General features: G+C 61.2%; 14 protein-coding genes. 1 reads left to right on the plus strand and 13 read right to left on the minus strand.

The genetic code is table 11. The annotated features are described in order from the left end of the window. Positions 1 to 182: 182 nt before the first annotated feature. The 13 genes from KSS97_RS12515 to KSS97_RS12575 all read right to left on the minus strand — a co-directional run bounded on the left by KSS97_RS12515 (position 183) and on the right by KSS97_RS12575 (position 16,144). Positions 183 to 1,820, minus strand: coding sequence for a BatD family protein (locus KSS97_RS12515; protein WP_217861770.1), 1,638 nt, complete (start codon positions 1,818 to 1,820; stop codon positions 183 to 185). Beyond that, positions 1,817 to 3,550: a vWA domain-containing protein gene (locus tag KSS97_RS12520; protein ID WP_217861771.1), complete on the minus strand. Its 1,734-nt coding sequence runs from the start codon at positions 3,548 to 3,550 to the stop codon at positions 1,817 to 1,819. The genes KSS97_RS12515 and KSS97_RS12520 overlap by 4 nt, the downstream gene beginning before the upstream one ends. After that, positions 3,547 to 4,626 carry a vWA domain-containing protein gene (locus KSS97_RS12525; RefSeq protein WP_198798284.1) on the minus strand — a complete coding sequence of 360 codons (1,080 nt, stop codon included), beginning with the start codon at positions 4,624 to 4,626 and terminating at the stop codon, positions 3,547 to 3,549. Before KSS97_RS12525 ends, KSS97_RS12520 begins: the two co-directional genes overlap by 4 nt. Continuing rightward, positions 4,619 to 5,113, minus strand: a complete 495-nt coding sequence (locus KSS97_RS12530; protein ID WP_030142596.1) for a DUF4381 domain-containing protein — start codon at positions 5,111 to 5,113, stop codon at positions 4,619 to 4,621. The genes KSS97_RS12525 and KSS97_RS12530 overlap by 8 nt, the downstream gene beginning before the upstream one ends. Further along, on the minus strand, positions 5,110 to 6,054 hold the full coding sequence (locus tag KSS97_RS12535) for a DUF58 domain-containing protein (protein WP_030142595.1): 945 nt from the start codon (positions 6,052 to 6,054) through the stop codon (positions 5,110 to 5,112). Before KSS97_RS12535 ends, KSS97_RS12530 begins: the two co-directional genes overlap by 4 nt. 9 nt (positions 6,055 to 6,063) lie before the next feature. Beyond that, positions 6,064 to 7,023 carry an AAA family ATPase gene (locus KSS97_RS12540; protein ID WP_030142594.1) on the minus strand — a complete coding sequence of 320 codons (960 nt, stop codon included), beginning with the start codon at positions 7,021 to 7,023 and terminating at the stop codon, positions 6,064 to 6,066. A gap of 318 nt (positions 7,024 to 7,341) precedes the next feature. Beyond that, positions 7,342 to 9,057 carry an ATP-binding cassette domain-containing protein gene (locus KSS97_RS12545; RefSeq protein ID WP_217861772.1) on the minus strand — a complete coding sequence of 572 codons (1,716 nt, stop codon included), beginning with the start codon at positions 9,055 to 9,057 and terminating at the stop codon, positions 7,342 to 7,344. A gap of 33 nt (positions 9,058 to 9,090) precedes the next feature. After that, on the minus strand, positions 9,091 to 10,263 hold the full coding sequence (locus KSS97_RS12550; RefSeq protein ID WP_225936099.1) for a YcaO-like family protein: 1,173 nt from the start codon (positions 10,261 to 10,263) through the stop codon (positions 9,091 to 9,093). A gap of 566 nt (positions 10,264 to 10,829) precedes the next feature. Further along, positions 10,830 to 11,807, minus strand: coding sequence for a 2-hydroxyacid dehydrogenase (locus tag KSS97_RS12555; protein ID WP_217861773.1), 978 nt, complete (start codon positions 11,805 to 11,807; stop codon positions 10,830 to 10,832). 13 nt (positions 11,808 to 11,820) lie between these two features. Further along, positions 11,821 to 13,119: an MFS transporter gene (locus tag KSS97_RS12560; RefSeq protein ID WP_217861774.1), complete on the minus strand. Its 1,299-nt coding sequence runs from the start codon at positions 13,117 to 13,119 to the stop codon at positions 11,821 to 11,823. An 86-nt stretch (positions 13,120 to 13,205) separates the two neighbouring features. Further along, on the minus strand, positions 13,206 to 14,186 hold the full coding sequence (locus KSS97_RS12565; protein ID WP_198798285.1) for a sugar kinase: 981 nt from the start codon (positions 14,184 to 14,186) through the stop codon (positions 13,206 to 13,208). Further along, positions 14,179 to 14,961: a sugar phosphate isomerase/epimerase family protein gene (locus KSS97_RS12570; RefSeq protein WP_217861775.1), complete on the minus strand. Its 783-nt coding sequence runs from the start codon at positions 14,959 to 14,961 to the stop codon at positions 14,179 to 14,181. The genes KSS97_RS12565 and KSS97_RS12570 overlap by 8 nt, the downstream gene beginning before the upstream one ends. A 157-nt stretch (positions 14,962 to 15,118) precedes the next feature. Continuing rightward, complete coding sequence (locus KSS97_RS12575) at positions 15,119 to 16,144, minus strand: LacI family DNA-binding transcriptional regulator (RefSeq protein ID WP_303651456.1); 1,026 nt, start codon at positions 16,142 to 16,144, stop codon at positions 15,119 to 15,121. A 243-nt stretch (positions 16,145 to 16,387) separates the two neighbouring features. Here KSS97_RS12575 and KSS97_RS12580 point away from each other — a divergent pair, with 243 nt between their 5' ends. Then, positions 16,388 to 18,538, plus strand: a complete 2,151-nt coding sequence (locus KSS97_RS12580) for a WG repeat-containing protein (RefSeq protein WP_217861776.1) — start codon at positions 16,388 to 16,390, stop codon at positions 18,536 to 18,538. Positions 18,539 to 18,709: the final 171 nt, after the last annotated feature.

The following is an 18,709-nucleotide window of genomic DNA, read 5'->3' on the forward strand; positions in this document are numbered from 1 at the left end:
GGACCGGCGCGGCTCTTGTGGCGAGGGGATTTAGCGAAACGTCGCACCGCCCCGCTGGGTTGCGAAGCAGCCCCAATAGCAGCGACTCAATCTATCTGGCACTCCGAGTTGCCTGGCTTGGGAGTGCTGCGCACTCCAGCGGGGATAAATCCCCTCGCCACATGAAGCCGCTGCTACACCGGCTATTTGGGATAAAGCGGCGGCAAGCTCGAATCACTGGCGCCGTCCAGCGTTCCTTCAAGCGGCGGAATGGTGCGGATGGCCCGCCACAAATCCTCGCCTTGCCAGTGCTGGCCGGTCTCGCTGTAGAGGGCGCCGTTCAAGCCGTCGAGGGCGTCGGACAACGGCACGAAACGCGCGGCCATGTCCGCGAGGGTCTCCGGCTGCTGCCGGGCCCAGGCGTCCAGTGCCTGGCGAGTGGCGTGCGGGTCGTTGGCCAGGCAGGCCCGCTTGAGGTCGTCCAGCAACGTGCGCGGGCTAGGCCCGGCCTGGGTCGAGCGCAGCACCGCCGGTTGCCAGCGGGCCCGCCACCACAGGCCGAAACCGAGCAGTGTGGTACAGGCGAGGATGAGCGTGCTCAATTGCCAGTACCACAGCGCCTCGCTGTCAACGGTCGTGACGATCTGGGTCGTGCCCGCCGGGGTGTCGACCATCAGGCTCGGGTTGTTCGCCACTTGCAGGGTCCGCGCGGGCAGGCTGGTGCGGTCCAGGTGATCTTCCAGGGTGTTCCACCAGACCACTTCCACCGGCGGCAGCTCGATGGTGCCGCTGCGGTTGGGCACCAGGGCTTCGCGGTCTTCACGGCTGCCCACCAGGCCACGTTCGCTGCTGCGGCTGCTGAGCACCGGTTGGTCGGGGTAACGCCGCAGGCCGTTGATTTCAGTCGCTGGCAGCGGCGGCAACTGGGCGCTGGTCAAGCCTTCGGCTTCCAGGGTCAGGCTGCGGGTCAACGAGTCGCCGACCTGGCTATGGGTCGGTTCCGGGCTCCAGCTTTCGCTCAAGGAAAGGCTGCGGGCCGGAAGCCAGGGGAGGTCGGCCGGGTAGCTGGCGGGCTTTGGCTTGACGGTCAGCATCAGTTGCGTGGAACTCACACGCATCAGCTGGCCGGGCTTGGCCCCCTGCGATGCGGTGCCCTGGGCCACCGGCTCGACCAGGGTGGCGCTGAAGGTCTGGGCCGGGATCGCCAGTTCGCCGCTGCGTTGCGGGTAGATGCCATAACGCAGTTCGATCACGCCGTGGCGCACGTCGTTGATGACTTTTTCATAGGTGCGGGATTCGCCCAGTTGCTCGGTGCGAGCATCCGGGATATGGAGCGGTGTCAGGCTGCTGTCGTCGTACAGCGACACCGAATGGTAGATGCGCAAGGTCAGGATCGCCTGGGCCTGTACGTACACTTCGGCCTGGTCGAGGCTGGCCTCGATGAACACCGGTTCGAGGGTGCCGGAGGCATTGCGGGTTTCGCTCTCGATCACCTGCAATGTGATCGGCTGGCTGGTCACTTCGCCCAACTGGAGGGCGGGAATGACCACGGTGCCGCTCTGGCGCGGCAGCAGCGTCACGATCCAGCGCGTGGTGGCGCGATTCTCGCCGTCGAGGGTGGTCAATTGGTTGACCTGGCGGGTGCCCCGGACATCGAACAGCGCCTGCAGCGGGCTCAGGTCGGGTTTGCCGAACAGCGTGGCATCGTTGGATTCCAGCGTCAGCTCGACGGTCTCCCCGGAGTTCAACCGGCTGCGATCCACGCTGGCAGTCAACTGCGCGGCTTGGGCCCCGGCGGTCCAGAGCAGCAAGGCGAGGAGATAGGCGGTGAAGCGGGTCATGGGTGTTTTCCCTGGGCCTGATGGCTTTGCTGTTCATACCAGAATTTTCGTCGAAGCAGTTCGCCCGGGTTGTCCGGGATCTGGCGCAGCCATTGTTCCAGCGCCTGGCGTTGTTCTTCTTCGTTGCGTTGACCCGTGGCCGGGCGAAGCGGCGGGGTGGTGGTCTGCTCGTCGGGCAATTCGCTGCCCGGCACATCCTGGGCAACGGGCGGAGGATCCTCGGTCGGCTGGGCGTCGTTCGGGGTGGCGGTCGCTTCGGAGGAGGGATGGCCCTGCTCGGACGATTGGCTCGGCCTGTCGGTCTCCTGTGGTTCCTCGCTGGGGGGCGGTTCCGGGGTTTCGGCAGGTTTGGGTGGGGCCGCTGGCGGAGCTTGTTCTTGCAGCAAGCTTTCCACCAGGGCCTTGTTGGTCTGCGCCGGACGCAGGTCCGGTTGCAGTTCCAGGGCCTGCTCATAGGCGTCGATCGCGGCGTCCAGCTCGCCGCTGCGGGCCAGGGCGTTACCGCGATTGTAATGGGCGCGGGCGTCGTTGCCTTCGGCAAAGCGCTGGGCGGCCTCGCTGTACCGGCCGGCTTCGTACAGGGCGACCCCCTGCCATTGGCTGTCCTCGAAATGCGCGGCGGCCTCGGCCGGGCGCTTTTGCTTGAGCAGGTGTTGGCCCTGTTGGTCCGGGCGCAACCATAAATCCTCGAACTCGAAGGCATGGCCGGTCTGGGGCAATGCCAACAGCAATGGCAGGCAGAAAAGCCAACCGCGCCGCCCGGCGCACGCTGCCAGCAGCAACAACGGCAACAGCAGCCAATAACCCTGGTCGGCCCAGGTGTCCAGGCGCAGTTTCTGGCCATCGCTGCGCAGGTGTCGCGGTCCCTCCAGCAGGCCCAGGCCGCGCAGGTCCCGGTCGTCCAGGCGTGCCGGACGGTAGCGGCCGTCCAGCTCACTGACGAAGGACTTGAGGCCCGGGCTGTCCAGGCGCGGAACCAGGATCGCGCCCTTTTCATCCTTCAGGTAACTGCCGTCATCCTGGGCCACTGGTGCGCCTTCCCGGGTACCGATGCCGAGCATCAGCAGGCGTGTGGCGGAGCCGTCCAGAACCTGGCGAATGCCTTGCCGTTCCTCCTCGTTCAGGGAGGAACCGATCAGCAGGATTCGTCCGTGGCCAAGCCCGGCCTGGTCCAGCAGCGTCATGGCCTTGTTGACGGCCAGGTCGGCGCGGTGGCCGGCTTGGGGCATGATCGACGGTTTCAGGGCTTCGAGCAGGTTGGCGCTGGTGGCGAGGTCGTCCGACAGCGGGACCAGGGTGTGCGCACTGCCTGAGTAGACGACGATCGCGGTCTGCGCGTCGCTGCGGCTATGCAGCACGTCCAGCAGTTTGCGCCGCGCCTGTTCCAGGCGCGTGGGCGGGACGTCGGTGGCGAGCATCTCCGGGGTCAGCTCGAGGATGACCACCAGCGGATCGGCAGGTTTCTGGCTGGTCTGTTCGACGCGCGTCCAACTGGGGCCCAGCAACGCCAGCACCATCAGCAGCCAGCCCAGCCCGAGGGCAATCCAGGGCAGCTTGCTTTCACGGCCGCTGCCGCCGCTGAGCAGCACTGCGTGAAACGCCGGAGGCAGGATCATCTGCCAGCGGCCCACGCGTTTCTGACGGTGCCACAATTGCCAAAGCAGCCAGCCCAGCAAGGGCAGCAGCAGGATGAAACCGGGGCGCAGCCAATGCGGCCAGAGCGCGATCATCGGCGCCTCCGCAACCGCAGGCGCTTGAGCCGCTGCCGCCATTCGGACGGTTGCGACGGCTGGAACAAGGGCTGGGTGAACAGGCGCTGCAACGGGTTATCCGGCCAGCGTTCCCGGGCCACCAGCAACAGGCTCAGCAGCAGCGCGATCGCCAGCGGCCAATGATAGAGCGCCTGGGCCGGACGGGCCTGGGTCGGTTGTTGGGTCACCGGCTCGAGTCGGTCGAGGGTGGTCTTGATCGTCAGCAACTGCTCACCGTCCTGGGCACGGAAATACTGGCCGCCGGTGACCTGGGCGATTTCCCTGAGGGTCGCTTCGTCGAGATCCAGGCTCGGGTTGACCCCCAAAAAGCCCGCCGTGCCGCTTTGCTCCGGATCGGCGCCTACGCCGATCGTGTAGATTTTCACGCTTTCATCGGCGGCCAGCCGGGCGGCAGTCAGGGGATCGATTTCACCGCCGTTGTTGGCGCCATCCGTGACCAGGATCAGCACGCGGCTCTGGGCCGGACGCTGGCGCAGGCGTTTGAGCGCCAGGCCGATGGCATCGCCGATGGCGGTGTTCTTGCCGGCGATGCCGACGCGCGCCTCATCGAGCCAGCGCCGCACGGTATGACGGTCGAAGGTCAACGGTGCCTGCAGATACGCCTGGCTGCCAAACAGGATCAGGCCGACCCGGTCGCCTTCGCGGCTTTCCAGAAAGTCCCCGAGCATGCGCTGGACCAGCCCCAGGCGGCTGATGTCTTCTTCCTTCCACTGCATGTCAGGAAAATCCATGGACCCGGAAACGTCCACGGCGACCAGCAAGTCGCGGCCGCTTGCGGCAATCGGCAACGGCTCGCCCAGCCACTGCGGACGGGCGGCAGCGATCAACAGCAGCAGCCAGAGCAGGATGAAGGGTGCCTGTTGGCGCCAGGTGGGCAGGTTGGCCCGGGCGCGACGCCCCACGAGTCCTTCGAGGTCTTCCAGGAAACTGACCTTGAGTGCCGGCTCGCCGCTGTCCGCCGCTGGCAACACCAGGCGCATCAACCAGGGCAACGGCAACAGGACAAAGATCCACGGCCAGGCGAATTCAAACATGTTTGCGAATCCAGATCTCGACGGCTTGGGTCAGGCCGGCGATGGCTTTGTCATCGAGCTTGCATTCGGGCTTGTAGGCGCCTTCAACCAGGATCATCCAGCGAGTCAGGCCGGCGGCCGGGCAGCGGTTGTCCAGGAACGCCAGCCACTTGCGCCCGTTGAGGGTGTGGCTCTGGCTGTAAGGATAATGGTTACGGCACAAACGCTTGAGCAGCCCGTTGAGTTGCTGCAGCCAGGCGCCGGCCGGCGCGCCGTCGTAGGGCTTGGGCAGCAGGGCGAGCTCGGCCAACGCCGCCAGGCGGACCGGGTCCAGCGGCTGTTCGGCGCGGGCGGTGTTGCGCTTGACCGGAATGAACCGGCGCAACTGCCAGGCACCCACGCCCAGCAGAGGCAGCAATACCAGCAATAGCCACCAGCCCGGCGCGGGCGGCCAGAATCCGATGGGCGGCGGGGCCATGAGCGGTTGCAACTGGTCGAGGCTGCTCATCGGGTTTTCCCCGGCCGCTTGGGGTTCAGGTATTCGCGCAGCTGTTCGACCATGTCGCCCTGGGTGCTCAAGGGCAGCATCAGGATCCGCAGCTTCTGGGCCAGCATCTCCCAGCGCTCCAGCCGTGCCTCGGCCTGGGCGCGGTAGGTCTGGCGCAACTCGACGTTCAAGGTGTCGAGCTCCAGCTGTTCGCCGCGCTGGGCAAAACGCAGCAATCCGGCGGCGGGCAGGGCGTGGTCCAATGGGTCGGACAATGGCAACAGCAACAGGTCGCAATGGCGCGACAGCAAACTCAGTTGTTGTTCCGCGCTGTCGGACAAGGCGCGCTCATCGCAAATCACGATCGCCAGGCTACCAGGGCGCAGCACCTCCCGGGCGCGTCGCAAGGCCACGCCAAACGAGTCGCGGTCCGACTCGCCGTCGGTGTGCAGCGATTGATTGACGCGCACCAGGCGGTTGAGCAACTGCAGCAGGCTTTGTTTGCTGCGTCGTGGCTTGACTTCGTAGTGAGTGTTATTGCCGAACACCAAACCGCCAACCCGGTCGTTGTGCCCCAGCGCGGCCCAGCCGATCAGGCTCGCGGCCTGGGCGGCGAGCACCGACTTGAAGATCAGCCCGGAACCGAAGAACAGGCGATGGCTCTGCTCGATCATGATAAAGATCGGCCGCTCGCGCTCTTCGTGGAACAGCTTTGTGTGTGGCTCCTGGGTCCGTGCGGTGACGCGCCAGTCGATGGTGCGCACATCGTCGCCGGCCTGGTAGATCCGCACCTGGTCGAAATCCACCCCGCGTCCGCGCAGCTTGGAATGGTGCAGGCCGATCAACGGGCTGCGCTGGCCGGGCGTGGAAAACAGCTGCACTTCGCGCACGCGATGGCGCATCTCGATCAGCTCCGAAAGGCTGACGCGGATGCCCGGGACGGGCGCGAGTGGGTTATTCATGATGGATACTCAAGCGACTGCGACGACGTCGAGAATCCGCTGCACGACCCGGTCCTGGTCAATGCCGGCGGCTTCGGCTTCGAACGACAGGATGATGCGATGGCGCAGTACGTCGAACAGCACGGCCTGGATGTCTTCCGGGCTGACGAAGTCGCGCCCGGCCAGCCAGGCGTGGGCGCGGGCGCAGCGATCCAGGGCAATCGAGCCCCGCGGGCTGGCGCCATAGGCAATCCACTCGGCCATCTCCGGATCGAACTTGGCCGGGTTGCGAGTGGCCATGATCAGTTGCACCAGGTATTCCTCCACGGCGTCGGCCATGTACAACCCGAGGATTTCCTTGCGCGCGGCAAAAATCGCCTGCTGGCTGACACGACGCTCGGGCTTGGTTTCACCATTCAGCGCTTCACCCCGGGCCTGCTGCAGGATACGGCGCTCCACCGCGGCGTCCGGGAAGCCAATCTTCACGTGCATCAGGAACCGGTCGAGTTGGGCTTCGGGCAATGGATACGTGCCTTCCTGCTCGATCGGGTTCTGCGTGGCCATCACCAGGAACAGCGGCGACAGTTCATAAGTGCTGCGCCCGACGCTGACCTGCCGCTCGGCCATGGCTTCGAGCAAGGCCGACTGGACCTTGGCCGGTGCCCGGTTGATTTCGTCCGCCAGCACCAGGTTGTGGAAAATCGGCCCCTGCTGGAACACGAAACTGCCGGTTTCCGGACGATAGATCTCGGTGCCGGTGATGTCGGCAGGCAATAGGTCGGGTGTGAACTGAATGCGATGGAACTGCGCTTCGATCCCTTCGGCCAGCTCCTTGATCGCCTTGGTCTTGGCCAGGCCCGGCGCACCTTCCACCAACATATGCCCGTCGGCGAGCAGGGCGATGAGCAGGCGCTCGATGAGTTTTTCCTGGCCGAGAATCTGCGTAGAAAGAAAGGTTCGCAGCGCCAGCAGCGCTTCACGATGTTCCATCGATGACTGTTCCTGGAAAGGGTGGCCCCGGCGTTCGGATAACGCCGGGGCTGGGGGCGTTACTTTAATGCATGGCGGGGGGTGGCGACTAACGGGATTTTGATGGGGGTGCGGATTTGTGATCGGCTTGGATCTGTGGGAGCGGACTTGCTCGCGAAGGCGGTGTGTCCATCGACGAAAATGTTGCCTGACACTACGCCTTCGCGAGCAAGCCCGCACACAGGGGATTGGCGGTGAACACGGATGCCATGAACACCCGAGATCGATGTGGGAGCCTGCTTGCGATTACCGTAGTAGATCCGGCACTTCATATTTTCGCTAGTTTTGCATCCGAATCTCATCCACGAGCAGCTTGATTGCTGGCCTGTCGATAAGATCCAGCCACGGACCGTCCTCCACGATTGCCCCGTCATGCATCACAATGACCCGGTCAAACCGATGCAGGTGGTCAATGTCATGGGTGACACATATCAACCCCTGCCCGGCAAAAACGTCGAATAACAGGTCCCATAGAGGCGTGGTCAGCCTAGGTTCGATGGATGCGCTTGGCTCGTCGAACATATTGAATTTTCCGGGTTTGTTGATAAGGCGCAGCAGTGATAGGCGTTTGGCTTCGCCTCCGGAGATATTCGATGCATTTTCGCTGACCTGCCGTGTTGTCACGACTTCATCCAGTTCCAATCGCCGTATGGCTCTAGACAAAATCGGTGATGCGCTGCCTCCGAACAGAACCGATTGTTCAAAAGAACCTTCCAGAAATCGCGGTTGTTGAGGGCAGTATCTCAACGCGTCCAAGTGGGCTTGGCCGGTCAAAAGTGAGACCGGTACCGAGTCGATGCTCAGTAGGTCTCGCTTTGATGCGTCAAGCCCGGCGAGGAGTTCCAGAAAAGTGGTTTTGCCTGCGCCGCTAGGGCCCGTCACGGCCACTGACTGCCCTTGCGCAAATGCCAGGGAGCGTTTGATCGACAGGCGAAGCGGTCCCGTTCCCTCCACTTCGCAGGGTCCGAGTTCCAGAACTGAGGAGCGCTGGGAATCAACCAAGGCCAGCCGATTGCTGCGATCGAAGTCCGGGAGTGATAGCAGACCCTGAAATTGACGCTGGTCTGCAAGGAACTGATCAAGAACACGATACCCTTCAGTCAAGGTTGAAATACTGAGCAGATAACTCCCCGCGATTGAAAAAATGGCAACCAACTGCCCGACACTGATACTGGGCTGACCCGAAAGCTGGTCCACGACGCCCCAGTAGAGCAACCCCCCAGTGGAAAGGCTTACGAACAATATCTTGGCGGTGCTCAGCAGGCCGCCAGAGGATGCCGTAGTCACAGCAGCGCTGGCATAACGTCTGAACGCCGCGTTCAACGGGTGCAGGGCAGTAGGTATGGCACCTTCCAGCTTTATGTTTTTTCCCGCGTTGAGGGTGTTGTAGAGGTGTGCACTTAACTCATCTTCCTGTTCATTGACTGCATCGATGTACTTTCTTCGCCATTTGATAATTTGGTGGGTGGTAGCCAGATAGATAACTCCGGCTGCCGTCATGCTCAAAAAAATTTCCCCGCCCCCTATGTAAACAAAAGCCCCCCCAACAACTATGAACTCCAGGAGTACGGGGAGCGCAATGGTTACAATGAAAGTGAGTAGTTGTTCGTGCGCAGTAATTCCGCGCTCGACCGATTTGATGAAGTGACCGATTCTCCAAGAGTTGAATAACGAAAATTCTTTACCTATGAGTTCGGTGATCCACTCAATGGAAGCGTTCATGATGATGCCCTGTACCAGCTTGGACAGCGCATGGAGCTGCAGAGGCGTGATGACGGCATGAATACATCCCGCAACAATCAGGCCTGCCGTCATTGCAAGTAGAGTGCTCGATGCTGGATTACTGTTGTCTTGCAGGGTATCGATAATGGTTCCGAGTAGCAGCGGGGGGACAAGTGTGATGAGCTTGAGTGCGATAATTGTGATTATGGTTGTTGCTAGAAGTTTGGCGTGTTTTTTATAGGCGGTTTTTATCATTGCTCGGATGCTGTCCATGTACTCGCTCCTGGTTGCTTCGCGTTCGATAATTCAACCGCGTAACACGTACTGAGGCACCACCAAGCGACCGTTTCTAATGATGTTGAAGCGCTCAAGTCCTGGAATATAGATCTGGGTGACGATGCTGTTGCTTGAGAAGCGGGCTACCGTTCGGTGGAAGATTTTCATTCCTTTAATTGATAGGTTTTTTTGCAGCTCTTCTAATTGTGCGGAGACTGTCATGGGGGCGATGTGTGCGGGAGCGTCTATGATAGGCAGTGTCGTTTTTATGATGGGGGCGAAGTCAATCAGGTTTTTTAGGTGTCTTGATCTAGATAGTAAGTCAAAGGTCTCTCTATCTATGGATTCTTCGACGGCGTCATATAAATCCTCGGACTGGAACTGTTCAGTAATTGCCCTTTGGATTGCAGTGTGGATTTCAAGCGAACATCCGGAGCCAATGGGTGAAAGATGGTGAGCTCCAGGGCCCGCTTTGGGAAATGCCACCGCAAAATAAACCGACAGCACGTCCCTGATGATGATCACTTGCAGCCTGTCCGCTGACGTCAAGGCAGCGGGGTGGCTCGTCAGCGCTGTTTCAAGCAAGGCGGTAGAAGGTGTGTACAGTTCGATTGCCGGACCGAGGCCACAGACAGCCATGTAGAAAAGAGACAGGATATGCCTCTCGATTGTTTCGTGGATACCATGTAGCAGTGCTTCGTTCTCTGTGCAACCAAAAGCAATTCCTGAGTTTGATGAATAGCGAGATAGAAAACGCAGTGCGGAATTAGAATCTTCGTAGATATTTTGTGTCGTTTCAGGGCATAGAAGGATGCACGGCGCGAATAGCTCTTCATTGTTATTGAGCGAGGTAAGCCTAAAGCATTCGATTAAATTTTCGGTGGGAGGCAGACTGGTAAAAATCCCATCTTCTGCAACTGCTTTTTGGGTGGCTATTTTGTCGGAGCGGTATCGTATGGGAGCATCAGTCAGAGGCTGAAACGTGCTGAAGTGTTCAATGCTTTCCGCCAGTGCGCCTATTAGCGAGTCTGGTCCCTTGCCTGCTCCTGATTCAACGAGGTTGTCGTTGTCATCAAACAGTTCGGCCGTTGCGACTAGCTTGGATGGCGTTGTGTACCGTGTTACTGCACTGAGGCCCAGTGTATGGAGCGTGGACATGATATTGAATAGCGCTTCGGTGGGTGACAGTTCTCGTTCTGACATATACATCTCCATTAAAGGATGCCGAAAGGAGATCCTTTCGACATCTGTTTGCCGATATTTAATCGGTCACTGGCTTAATTGGTCAGCGACGCGAAAAAAACGGCTTCCGTTGCGAGGAGGTCCTTAGAGAGGCCTAATGCCTGCGGCAGGCCAAAAAAGGTATGGTTTATTTCAGAACGTTTCCTACCCATGTCGATTTACTCCAATGTAGTTAATGGGCGTCGCGACGCGAGTGCCCAACTTGCGTTTGTTCGCAAGTGATTAATTAATAGCATTGGGGTGATGTGAAGGCTATTGCGTGACTTCCTAGGCTGACGTAGGTTTGTTCTTGCTATTGAGTAGGAGGGAGATGTAGGAATGTAGCTGCTTTGCTGGAAGTGTGGTTTTTCTCTACTGTTTGCGCCGTTTGGGATGTTTATATTATTTTAAGAAAGGATCAAAAGGATAATCTGGCAGCGCCGTTCTAAGGTGGGTGTGCCCGGAAAGGTTGTGTTGCGTGCACATCTAAATGAATACAGTTGCCATCGCGATCTTGCTTGCGATGGCACATTTTGAAGGCGGCAATGTCAGAGCGTCCACGCCCCCGGATTGACCAGGTTCGCTGGCCTTTCACCCGCCAACGCCGCCAGCAGGTTCTCCACCGCACAACGCGCCATTGCCTCCCGGGTCTCGTGGGTAGCCGAGCCCATGTGCGGCGTCGCCACTACGTTATCCATCTGCAACAGTGGCGAATCCGGGTCCAGAGGCTCGCGCTCGAAAACATCCAGCCCGGCGCCACGGATCTGCCCGTGGCGCAAGGCGTCGATCATTGCCGTTTCGTCCACGACCTTGCCCCGGGAGATATTGATGAAGATGCTTTCAGGGCGCATCTGGGCGAACGCCCGTGCATCGATCAGGCCTTTGGTCTCGGCGGTCAAGGGCAAGGTCAGGCATATGAAATCCGCTTGTTGCAACAGCGTGTCGAGGTCGCAATAGCGCGCCCCGAAACGCTGCTCCACGGCAGGCTTGGGCGAATGACTGTGATAGAGCACCGGCATGCCGAAGCCGAAGTGTCCGCGTTGGGCCAAGGCTTCGCCGATGCGGCCCATGCCGACGATGCCCAGGGTCTTACCATGGACGTCGCTACCGAAATGTCGCGGGCCGATGCTTTGTTGCCACCCGCCTGCACGAACCAGGTTGGCCAGTTCCACCACGCGTCGCGCCGTTGCCAGGATCAAGGCGAACCCGGTGTCGGCGGTGGTTTCGGTCAGCACATCCGGCGTATTGGTGAGCAGGATCCGGCGTTCGGTCAGGTAATCGATATCGTAATTGTCGACGCCGACCGAAACGCTGGCGATGGCCTCGAGATTCGGCGCCAGATCAAGCAACGACGCATCCAGCTTCAGGCTTGCGCCCAATAAGGCGTGGGCGCTGGGCAGGGCGTCGCGCAGTTGCGCCAGGCCCGGGGCGTCGAGGCGTTCGATGAGGGTGACTTGGGCCTGGGCCTGCAGGCGATCCATCAGTTGCGCTGAGAGTTTCTTGTACAACACCACGTGCTTTTTCATGGGATTTCTCGATTCAGGAACGGGCAGGCGCCGGGTGCGGCGTCACGGTTTTGGACACGATCCGGTCGCTGGCGCCGGGCTTGAGGGCGAGGGTCAGTACCACCGACAGCAGCAAGGCGCCGCTCATCAACAAGAAGGACATGCCGGTGGAGCCAGTGGAGCCGTTGAGGTAGCCCACCAGGTACGAGCCGCCGAACGAACCCAGTGCGCCCATGCTGTTGATCAGGGCCATGGCGCCACCGGCGACGTTGGCCGGGAGGATCTCCGGAACGATGGCGAAAAACGGACCGTAGGGTGCATACATGCAGGCTCCGGCGATCACTAGCAAGGCATAGGACCACCAGAAATGCTCAGCCCCGAGCAGGTAGGAGGCGTAGAACGCGATGGATGCGACCAGCAGCGGTGGCCAGACAAAGCGCTTGCGTTTCTGCACCTTGTCCGACGCCCAGGACACGATCAGCATGGCCACCACCGCCGCCAGATAAGGCAGCGATGACAGCCACCCGGCTTCGACCATGCTCATCTTCAAGCCGGCCTTGAGGATCGACGGCAACCAGAGCACAAACCCATAGACGCCGATGCTCCAGCAGAAGAATTGCAGGGCAAGGATGATCACTTTGGGTGAGCGAAAGGCCTCGGCGTAGTTCTTCACCGCCTTGATGCCCACCTGCTCGGCGGCCAGGGCGCTTTCCAAGTCTTGTTTTTCCTGTTCGCTGAGCCACTTGGCCTGGGTCGGGCGATCATCGGCCAGGCGCCACCAGACGAAGGCCCAGAGCACCGCCGGCAGGCCTTCGATGATGAACATCCAACGCCAGTCGAATTGCTGCACCAGATAGCCCGAGACCACCGACATCCACAGCATGGTCACCGGGTTGCCGAGGATCAGGAAGGTGTTGGCGCGCGAGCGTTCGGCCCGGGTGAACCAATGGCACAAATAGACCAGCATCGCCGGCATGACGGCGGCTTCCACCACGCCGAGCATGAAGCGGATCACGATCAGCCAATACGCGTTGGAGACCACGCCGGTGAGGGTCGCCAGCGAGCCCCAGAGGATCAGGCTGACGAAGATCAGCTTCTTCACGCTGTGCTTCTGCGCGTAGATCGCCCCGGGTACCTGGAAGAAAAAGTAGCCGAGGAAAAACAGCGCGCCGAGCAGCGATGACAGCCCTGGGGTAATCATCAGGTCCTCGGCCATGCCCGACGCGGCGGCAAAGCCATAGTTGGCCCGGTCGAGGTAGGCCAGGCTGTAGGTGATGAACACGATGGGCATGATGTACCACCAGCGGCGGGTGGCGAGGTTGAGCGTTTGCATGTCGTTGACTCCTGAGCTTGTTGTTTTTGTTCAGCAGGTGCGTTTTGCGGTGGCTTCATTCGCGAGCAGGCTCGCTCCCACAGGGTTTAGCGTTGGCCCGTGTGGGAGCGAGCCTGCTCGCGAATAGCGGTTTCAAATTCAGTCGACAGTTCATCGCGCGTCGGCAGTCCTTCCATGTCCCCACGGCTCTGCACCGCGCGGCTGCCGATCCAGTTCGCGCGGCGGACCGCCTCGGTGATGTCGCGGCCTTCGAGCAGTGCGCTGATCAGGCCGACGGCGAAGCCATCTCCGGCGCCCACGGTGTCCACTACCCGGGCCACCGGCACGCCGGCAATGAATCCCTGGTCGAGCGCGGTGCGGTAATAAGCACCGTCCGGGCCGAGCTTGATCACCACGGCTTCGGCGCCCAGGTCCAGGTAGAACGCGGCGATGTCGGCAGGGTCGTCAAAACCGGTCAGCAACCGACCTTCGCCGAGGCCCGGCAAGACCCAGTGGGCGAGGGCGGCGTGGCGATTGATCTCGCGGATCATCGTCGCTTCGTTCGACCACAGGCTCGGGCGCAGGTTGGGGTCGAACGACAGGCTGCGGCCGGCCTCGCGCATGCGGGTCATCAATTCGAAGGACATCGCCCGTGCAGTCACCGACAGCGCTGGCACGATGCCGGTGGCATGCAAGTGACGGGCGGCGAGCAAGGACGGTGCGATGGAATCGACGGACAAGTGACTGGCGGCTGAACCACGCCGGAAATATTCGACCTGCGGATCGCTGCCATCGTCGGTGCGGGACTTGAGCTGGAAGCCGGTGGGGTGCGCCGGATCGACGGCCACGTGGCGACAATCCAGGCCTTCCTTTTCCAGCGTCTGCACCACGAAGCGTCCCAGGGAGTCGGCGCCGACCCGGCTGAGCCAGGCCACTTGGAAACCCAGTCGCGACAAGCCGATGGCCACGTTACTGTCGGCCCCGGCGATGCGTTTGTGAAACTGGTTGACGGCGGCCAGGTCGCCGGTTTCGTCGGCCACCAGCATCGCCATGGTTTCACCGAACGACAATACATCGAAGTCAGGCATGGGCAGCCTCCCGGCGCGATTGCCCGAGGCGGGACAGGATGGCGACATGTTCGGCAGTCAATTGCAGCAGGTCGTCGCCCTGCAGCGGGTATTCGGCGGCACGCATCACGCCGACCGGCATGTGCTTGAGCAATTGTTCCCACAGGTGCAGGTCGGCCTGGCCGGGCGGAACGGCAACGAGCTTGCCATCGGGACGCCGGGCCACCGCCTTGCAATGCACGTACGCGACATGCCGCCCGAGTTGCCGGGCCGCCACCGTGGCTGATTGGTCCTGCCATTGCCAGTTGCCGATGTCGAAGGTCATGGCGATGGGCAGCGCGTGTGCTTCGACCGCAGCGAAGAAGCGTTGCAGCGGTTCGATCCGTCCGCCCTGCAGGGTCTGGTCGTTTTCCACGAGCAGTTGCACCGGGGTTGTCGCAAGGATGTCCGCCAAGGCCGACAAGTCGTGGGAGTCGCTGAAGTGACCGAGGGAAACCTTCAGCCATGCCGAACCGAACGCCTCGCCACGTTGCAGGGCGGTCGCGAGGGCGGGATTGGGCCTGGGCTGGCCGGGGAGCCAGAGTTCCAGAGGCGAGGAGTAGATGCTTTGCAATCCATGGGCGCGAGCGCCAGCGGCCAATTCGGCGGGTTGTTCGAAAGTCAGCAACTCTTCGCGCCATTCGATGCGCGAGGCGCCGGCGGCGGCCAGCAGGTCGATGAAACTGCCTTGGCCGCGTTGGCGCACCAGGTCGGCGCCGTAGCTGGAGAGGCTGATGGAAACGGCTGGTTTGTTCATTGTTGTTGTACCTCTGAAACCGGTTTCAGTTTTGGTCAAAAAAAATTAGGCGGTGTGCTGGAGGGCCTCATCGCGAGCAAGCTCGCTCCCACAAGGGATCTTCAGCGCTACACAACCTTGTGTGGGAGCGGGCTTGCTCGCGAAGAGGCCAGCCCGATCACCGCAAAACCCCAAGCGTCGACCCACGCTCAATCAACCGCGCGGCGAAATCGAGGGTCTGAACCGGCCCGTTGTCACCCCGCAAACGCTTGAGCAGGCATTCGAAAGCGCTGGCGCCGATTTCCGCGGTGGGCTGGGCCAGGGCGGTGATGCCGCTGCCCACCAGTGGGTACCAGTCCAGGTCGTCGAGGGCGATCAGGCCGATGTCGTCGAACAAGTGGCAACCGAGTTCGCGCAGTACCTGGGTGGCCGTCAGGGCGGCGATGCCGTTGGCGCAGAACAGGGCCTTGGGGCCACGGTCCGGCTCGGCGAGAAACGTCTTGATGCGCGGTAGCAGCTGATCGCAGGTTTCCACCACAGCGCCGGCCAGGGCAGGGCGCCGTTCGATGCTGGCCTTGAAGCTCTCGACCCGCTCGATCCGCGAACTGGTGCCATCGAACGGTTCGGTCACCAGCAGCAAATCGCGATAGCCGCGCTGTTCGAGGTGATCGAGGGCCATCTCGACGGCGGCCGGGTTGTCCAGCCCGACCAGATCGGTTTCGAGTCGATCGACTTTGCGATCCACCAGCACCATCGGCATCTCGCTGCGCAATTCGAACAGTTCGTCGCGGTGATGGCCCAGGGTGTTCACGATCAGCCCTTCGATGTTGTAGGCGCGCAGGAGGGCCAGGTGCTGGCGTTCCTGTTCGTCGTCGCGGTCAGTGTTGCACACCACCAGGCTGTAGCCGTGGCGACGGCAGGCGGTTTCCACGCCATGCATCACGGCAATCGAATAGGGGTTGCGGATATCGGCCACCAGCATGCCGATCAGGCGGGTGCGCCCGCGCTTGAGGCCACGGGCCATCTGGTTTGGCCGATAGCCCAGCTCGCTGATCGCCTGTTCGATGCGCCGGGCGATGGCTTCGGAGAGCAGGGCGCGGTCCTCGCCAATGAAACGCGAGACGCTGGCCTTGGAGACCCCGGCGCGTTCGGCGACATCGAGCATGGTCACGCGGCTGCGCTGGGCGGCGGAGAAAGAATTCACGGATTGAGACCTGTTTTTTGGATTTATTGAGGTTCTGAAACCGGTTTCAGGAAACACCAGAATTCGTTCGGTCGTCAAGGGCGATGTATCAGAGGTACGACCGACGGTGCTTCGCTTCACTTGGGCAGCGGCGACGATCCAGTCAGGCCTTCAGCAGAACCGCGCCAGCCAGGCGATTTGCAGCGCGCCAGGCCGTGTGGTTAGCTGCCTGCCTTTCCCAGCCCTTAGACTACCGAAGCCACCATGAACATTACCCAGCCTCGTTTGAGATTGCTGTCGATACTGAGTGTGGCCCTGCTGGTGGTGGGCTGTGCCGCCTACTACGTGTTTAGCCACAGCGGTGCGCCGGCCGATGAAGGTTTCGGTGCCGGAGAGCTGAACGAAGGTGGCATCGAGGACATTGGCGCCCTGGCACCGCCAGAGGTGGAGAAGCGTCTTAATTACTTGATCCAGGACACCGGCGAAACCCTCCGGTCTTTGGCGCGTGTCAGTGAAGCGCAACTGAGCCTGGCTGTCGAAACGACCGAGACGGGTGATGGACAGCCGTTGCAATACGAGTCGCTGTTTGTCCCGTTCACCAGCGCGCAACTGAAGGCTGCGTTGGCCTCGGTTCAGGGCCTGCGTTTTACCCAGAGGTTGTATGCCGATGGCTCAGAGGTGAGGCTCGATACCGAGAGTCTCGATTCGCTCTGGAAACGCGCCGCCACGCCGGATGAGCCAACTGCCGAGCAGTACCTGCCGCAGCGCCTGCGTTTTCGCGATGGCAGCGAGCAAACCTTCGCCGATCTCAAGGCGCCGCCCAAGGTCGAGTCCGACGACACGTTTGCCTCCGATGATGCTTTCGAACTTTCGGTGAACAAACCGCTGGCGAGTGTAGGCCTGACGGTCGTTTACCGCAGCTATCCGGCGTTCAGGAAAGTGGTGTTGGACAAGGATCATCCGAACGTGACCCTGGACGACGGCCAGTCCTTTCGGCTTACGGCCCTGGGTAATGACAGCGCGTCGGTGCGCCTGAGTACGCCGAAAATGTCGACCCTTGTGGTGCAAGGGCTGGATGACGCGGGCAGGGCGCTCTACAGCAACGGTCACAATTCCTGGGCGTTTCCGTCCGATGGCGATATCGCGGCGTTGCACGACTATTACAACGCGCTGCTGCAGACCAAGGACGAACTCAACCAGCTCAAGACCGCTCAGGCGGTACAACAGCAGTTGGAGCGCCTGGGCGAGGCCCTGGCGGCTCAGGCGGGGCCATTGAAAAACACCGAGCTCGACTATCAATTCGAGGCCACGCCGCAGCGCATCGTCATCCATGTACTCGATCCGATGGAAGACAACACCATTGCGTTCACCCAGGTCGACAACGTCCTGGCAGGACAAACGCGTTACATCGCCCTGGACCGGAGCGCCGAGCGCTACGGCTTCATTGATCAGGCCGGGCAGTGGCTGATCAAGCCCCGTTGGGTGCAAGTGCAAGACAGCCTGATGGCTGATGCCTACACCTTGTTCTCCGAGGAGAAATCCAGCGACCCAGAGTCCGGTGGACGGGCGTTGCGCAGCCAGTTCGCCTATTTCCCCGCCGGTAGCAACAAGCTCGTGGACCTGCCGTTTGAATACATCACCGAAGCCTTGAGCAACGGCCTGTTGTTGGTCGAGCGTGAAACCAATGGCCCTTATGGACTTTACGATGCCAGGAATCATCGCTTCGTATTGCCGATGAAATTCGTCAACCCTACCGTGACCGACAACGTGTTCATCGCCCGTCTCGGCACACGAACCGATCTCATGGAAGGCCTGTACGGTGCCTACAGCCTGGACGGCAAAATCATCCTGCCGACGCAGTTCTCCGGCATCGAGCACAGCGAGGGGCTGCTATATGCCAGCTCCGCCGACCGGAGTCGCCAGGACGTTTTCGATCTGGCGGGTAAACGGATCAATCCGCAAGGCTACAACGTGATCGGTCGGTTTGTGGGCCAGCAACCGTTGCTGGTGCAGGACACCAAAAGCAGCAAATTCGCCTTTATCGATCGCCAGGGCGAGCGACTAGCCATCAAGTTGCCGTATGACGAGGTGGAGCCGTTTTCCAACGGCATGGCGGTGGTCGGACGTGATGGCAGCTACGGTGCCATCGACTTGGCGGGCCGGTTGCAAGTGCCACTGGATTACCAGCAGATCAACGCGTTCCAGACCCGTTACGCAGCGGCCGTCCCTGCGGGTGGGGGGACCTCGTTGGTCTTGATCAGTCAGGACAGCAAGGTGATCAAGGAACTGGGGTCGTACACCAGTATGAAAGTACCGGAGAACAGCAATGACGCCCGTTATTACGTGAGGGATCCGAATAATAGTGACGAATACCTGGTCTATGACGCCGATGGCAATTTCGTGCAGAACGACTGATAACGGGTGATGCGTGGCCTCACCAAAGTTGTGTTAGCTACATGCAATCTTGGGCAATGCCCTAACCCTGTGGCGAGGGGATTTATCCCCGCTGGCTGCGGAGCAGCCCAAGACCAGCCACCTCGGTGTGCCAGGCTGATGGTGTTCAGCCTTTTTGGGGCTGCTGCGCAG

It is taken from the genome of Pseudomonas alvandae (assembly GCF_019141525.1).
GTDB lineage: Bacteria > Pseudomonadota > Gammaproteobacteria > Pseudomonadales > Pseudomonadaceae > Aquipseudomonas > Aquipseudomonas alvandae.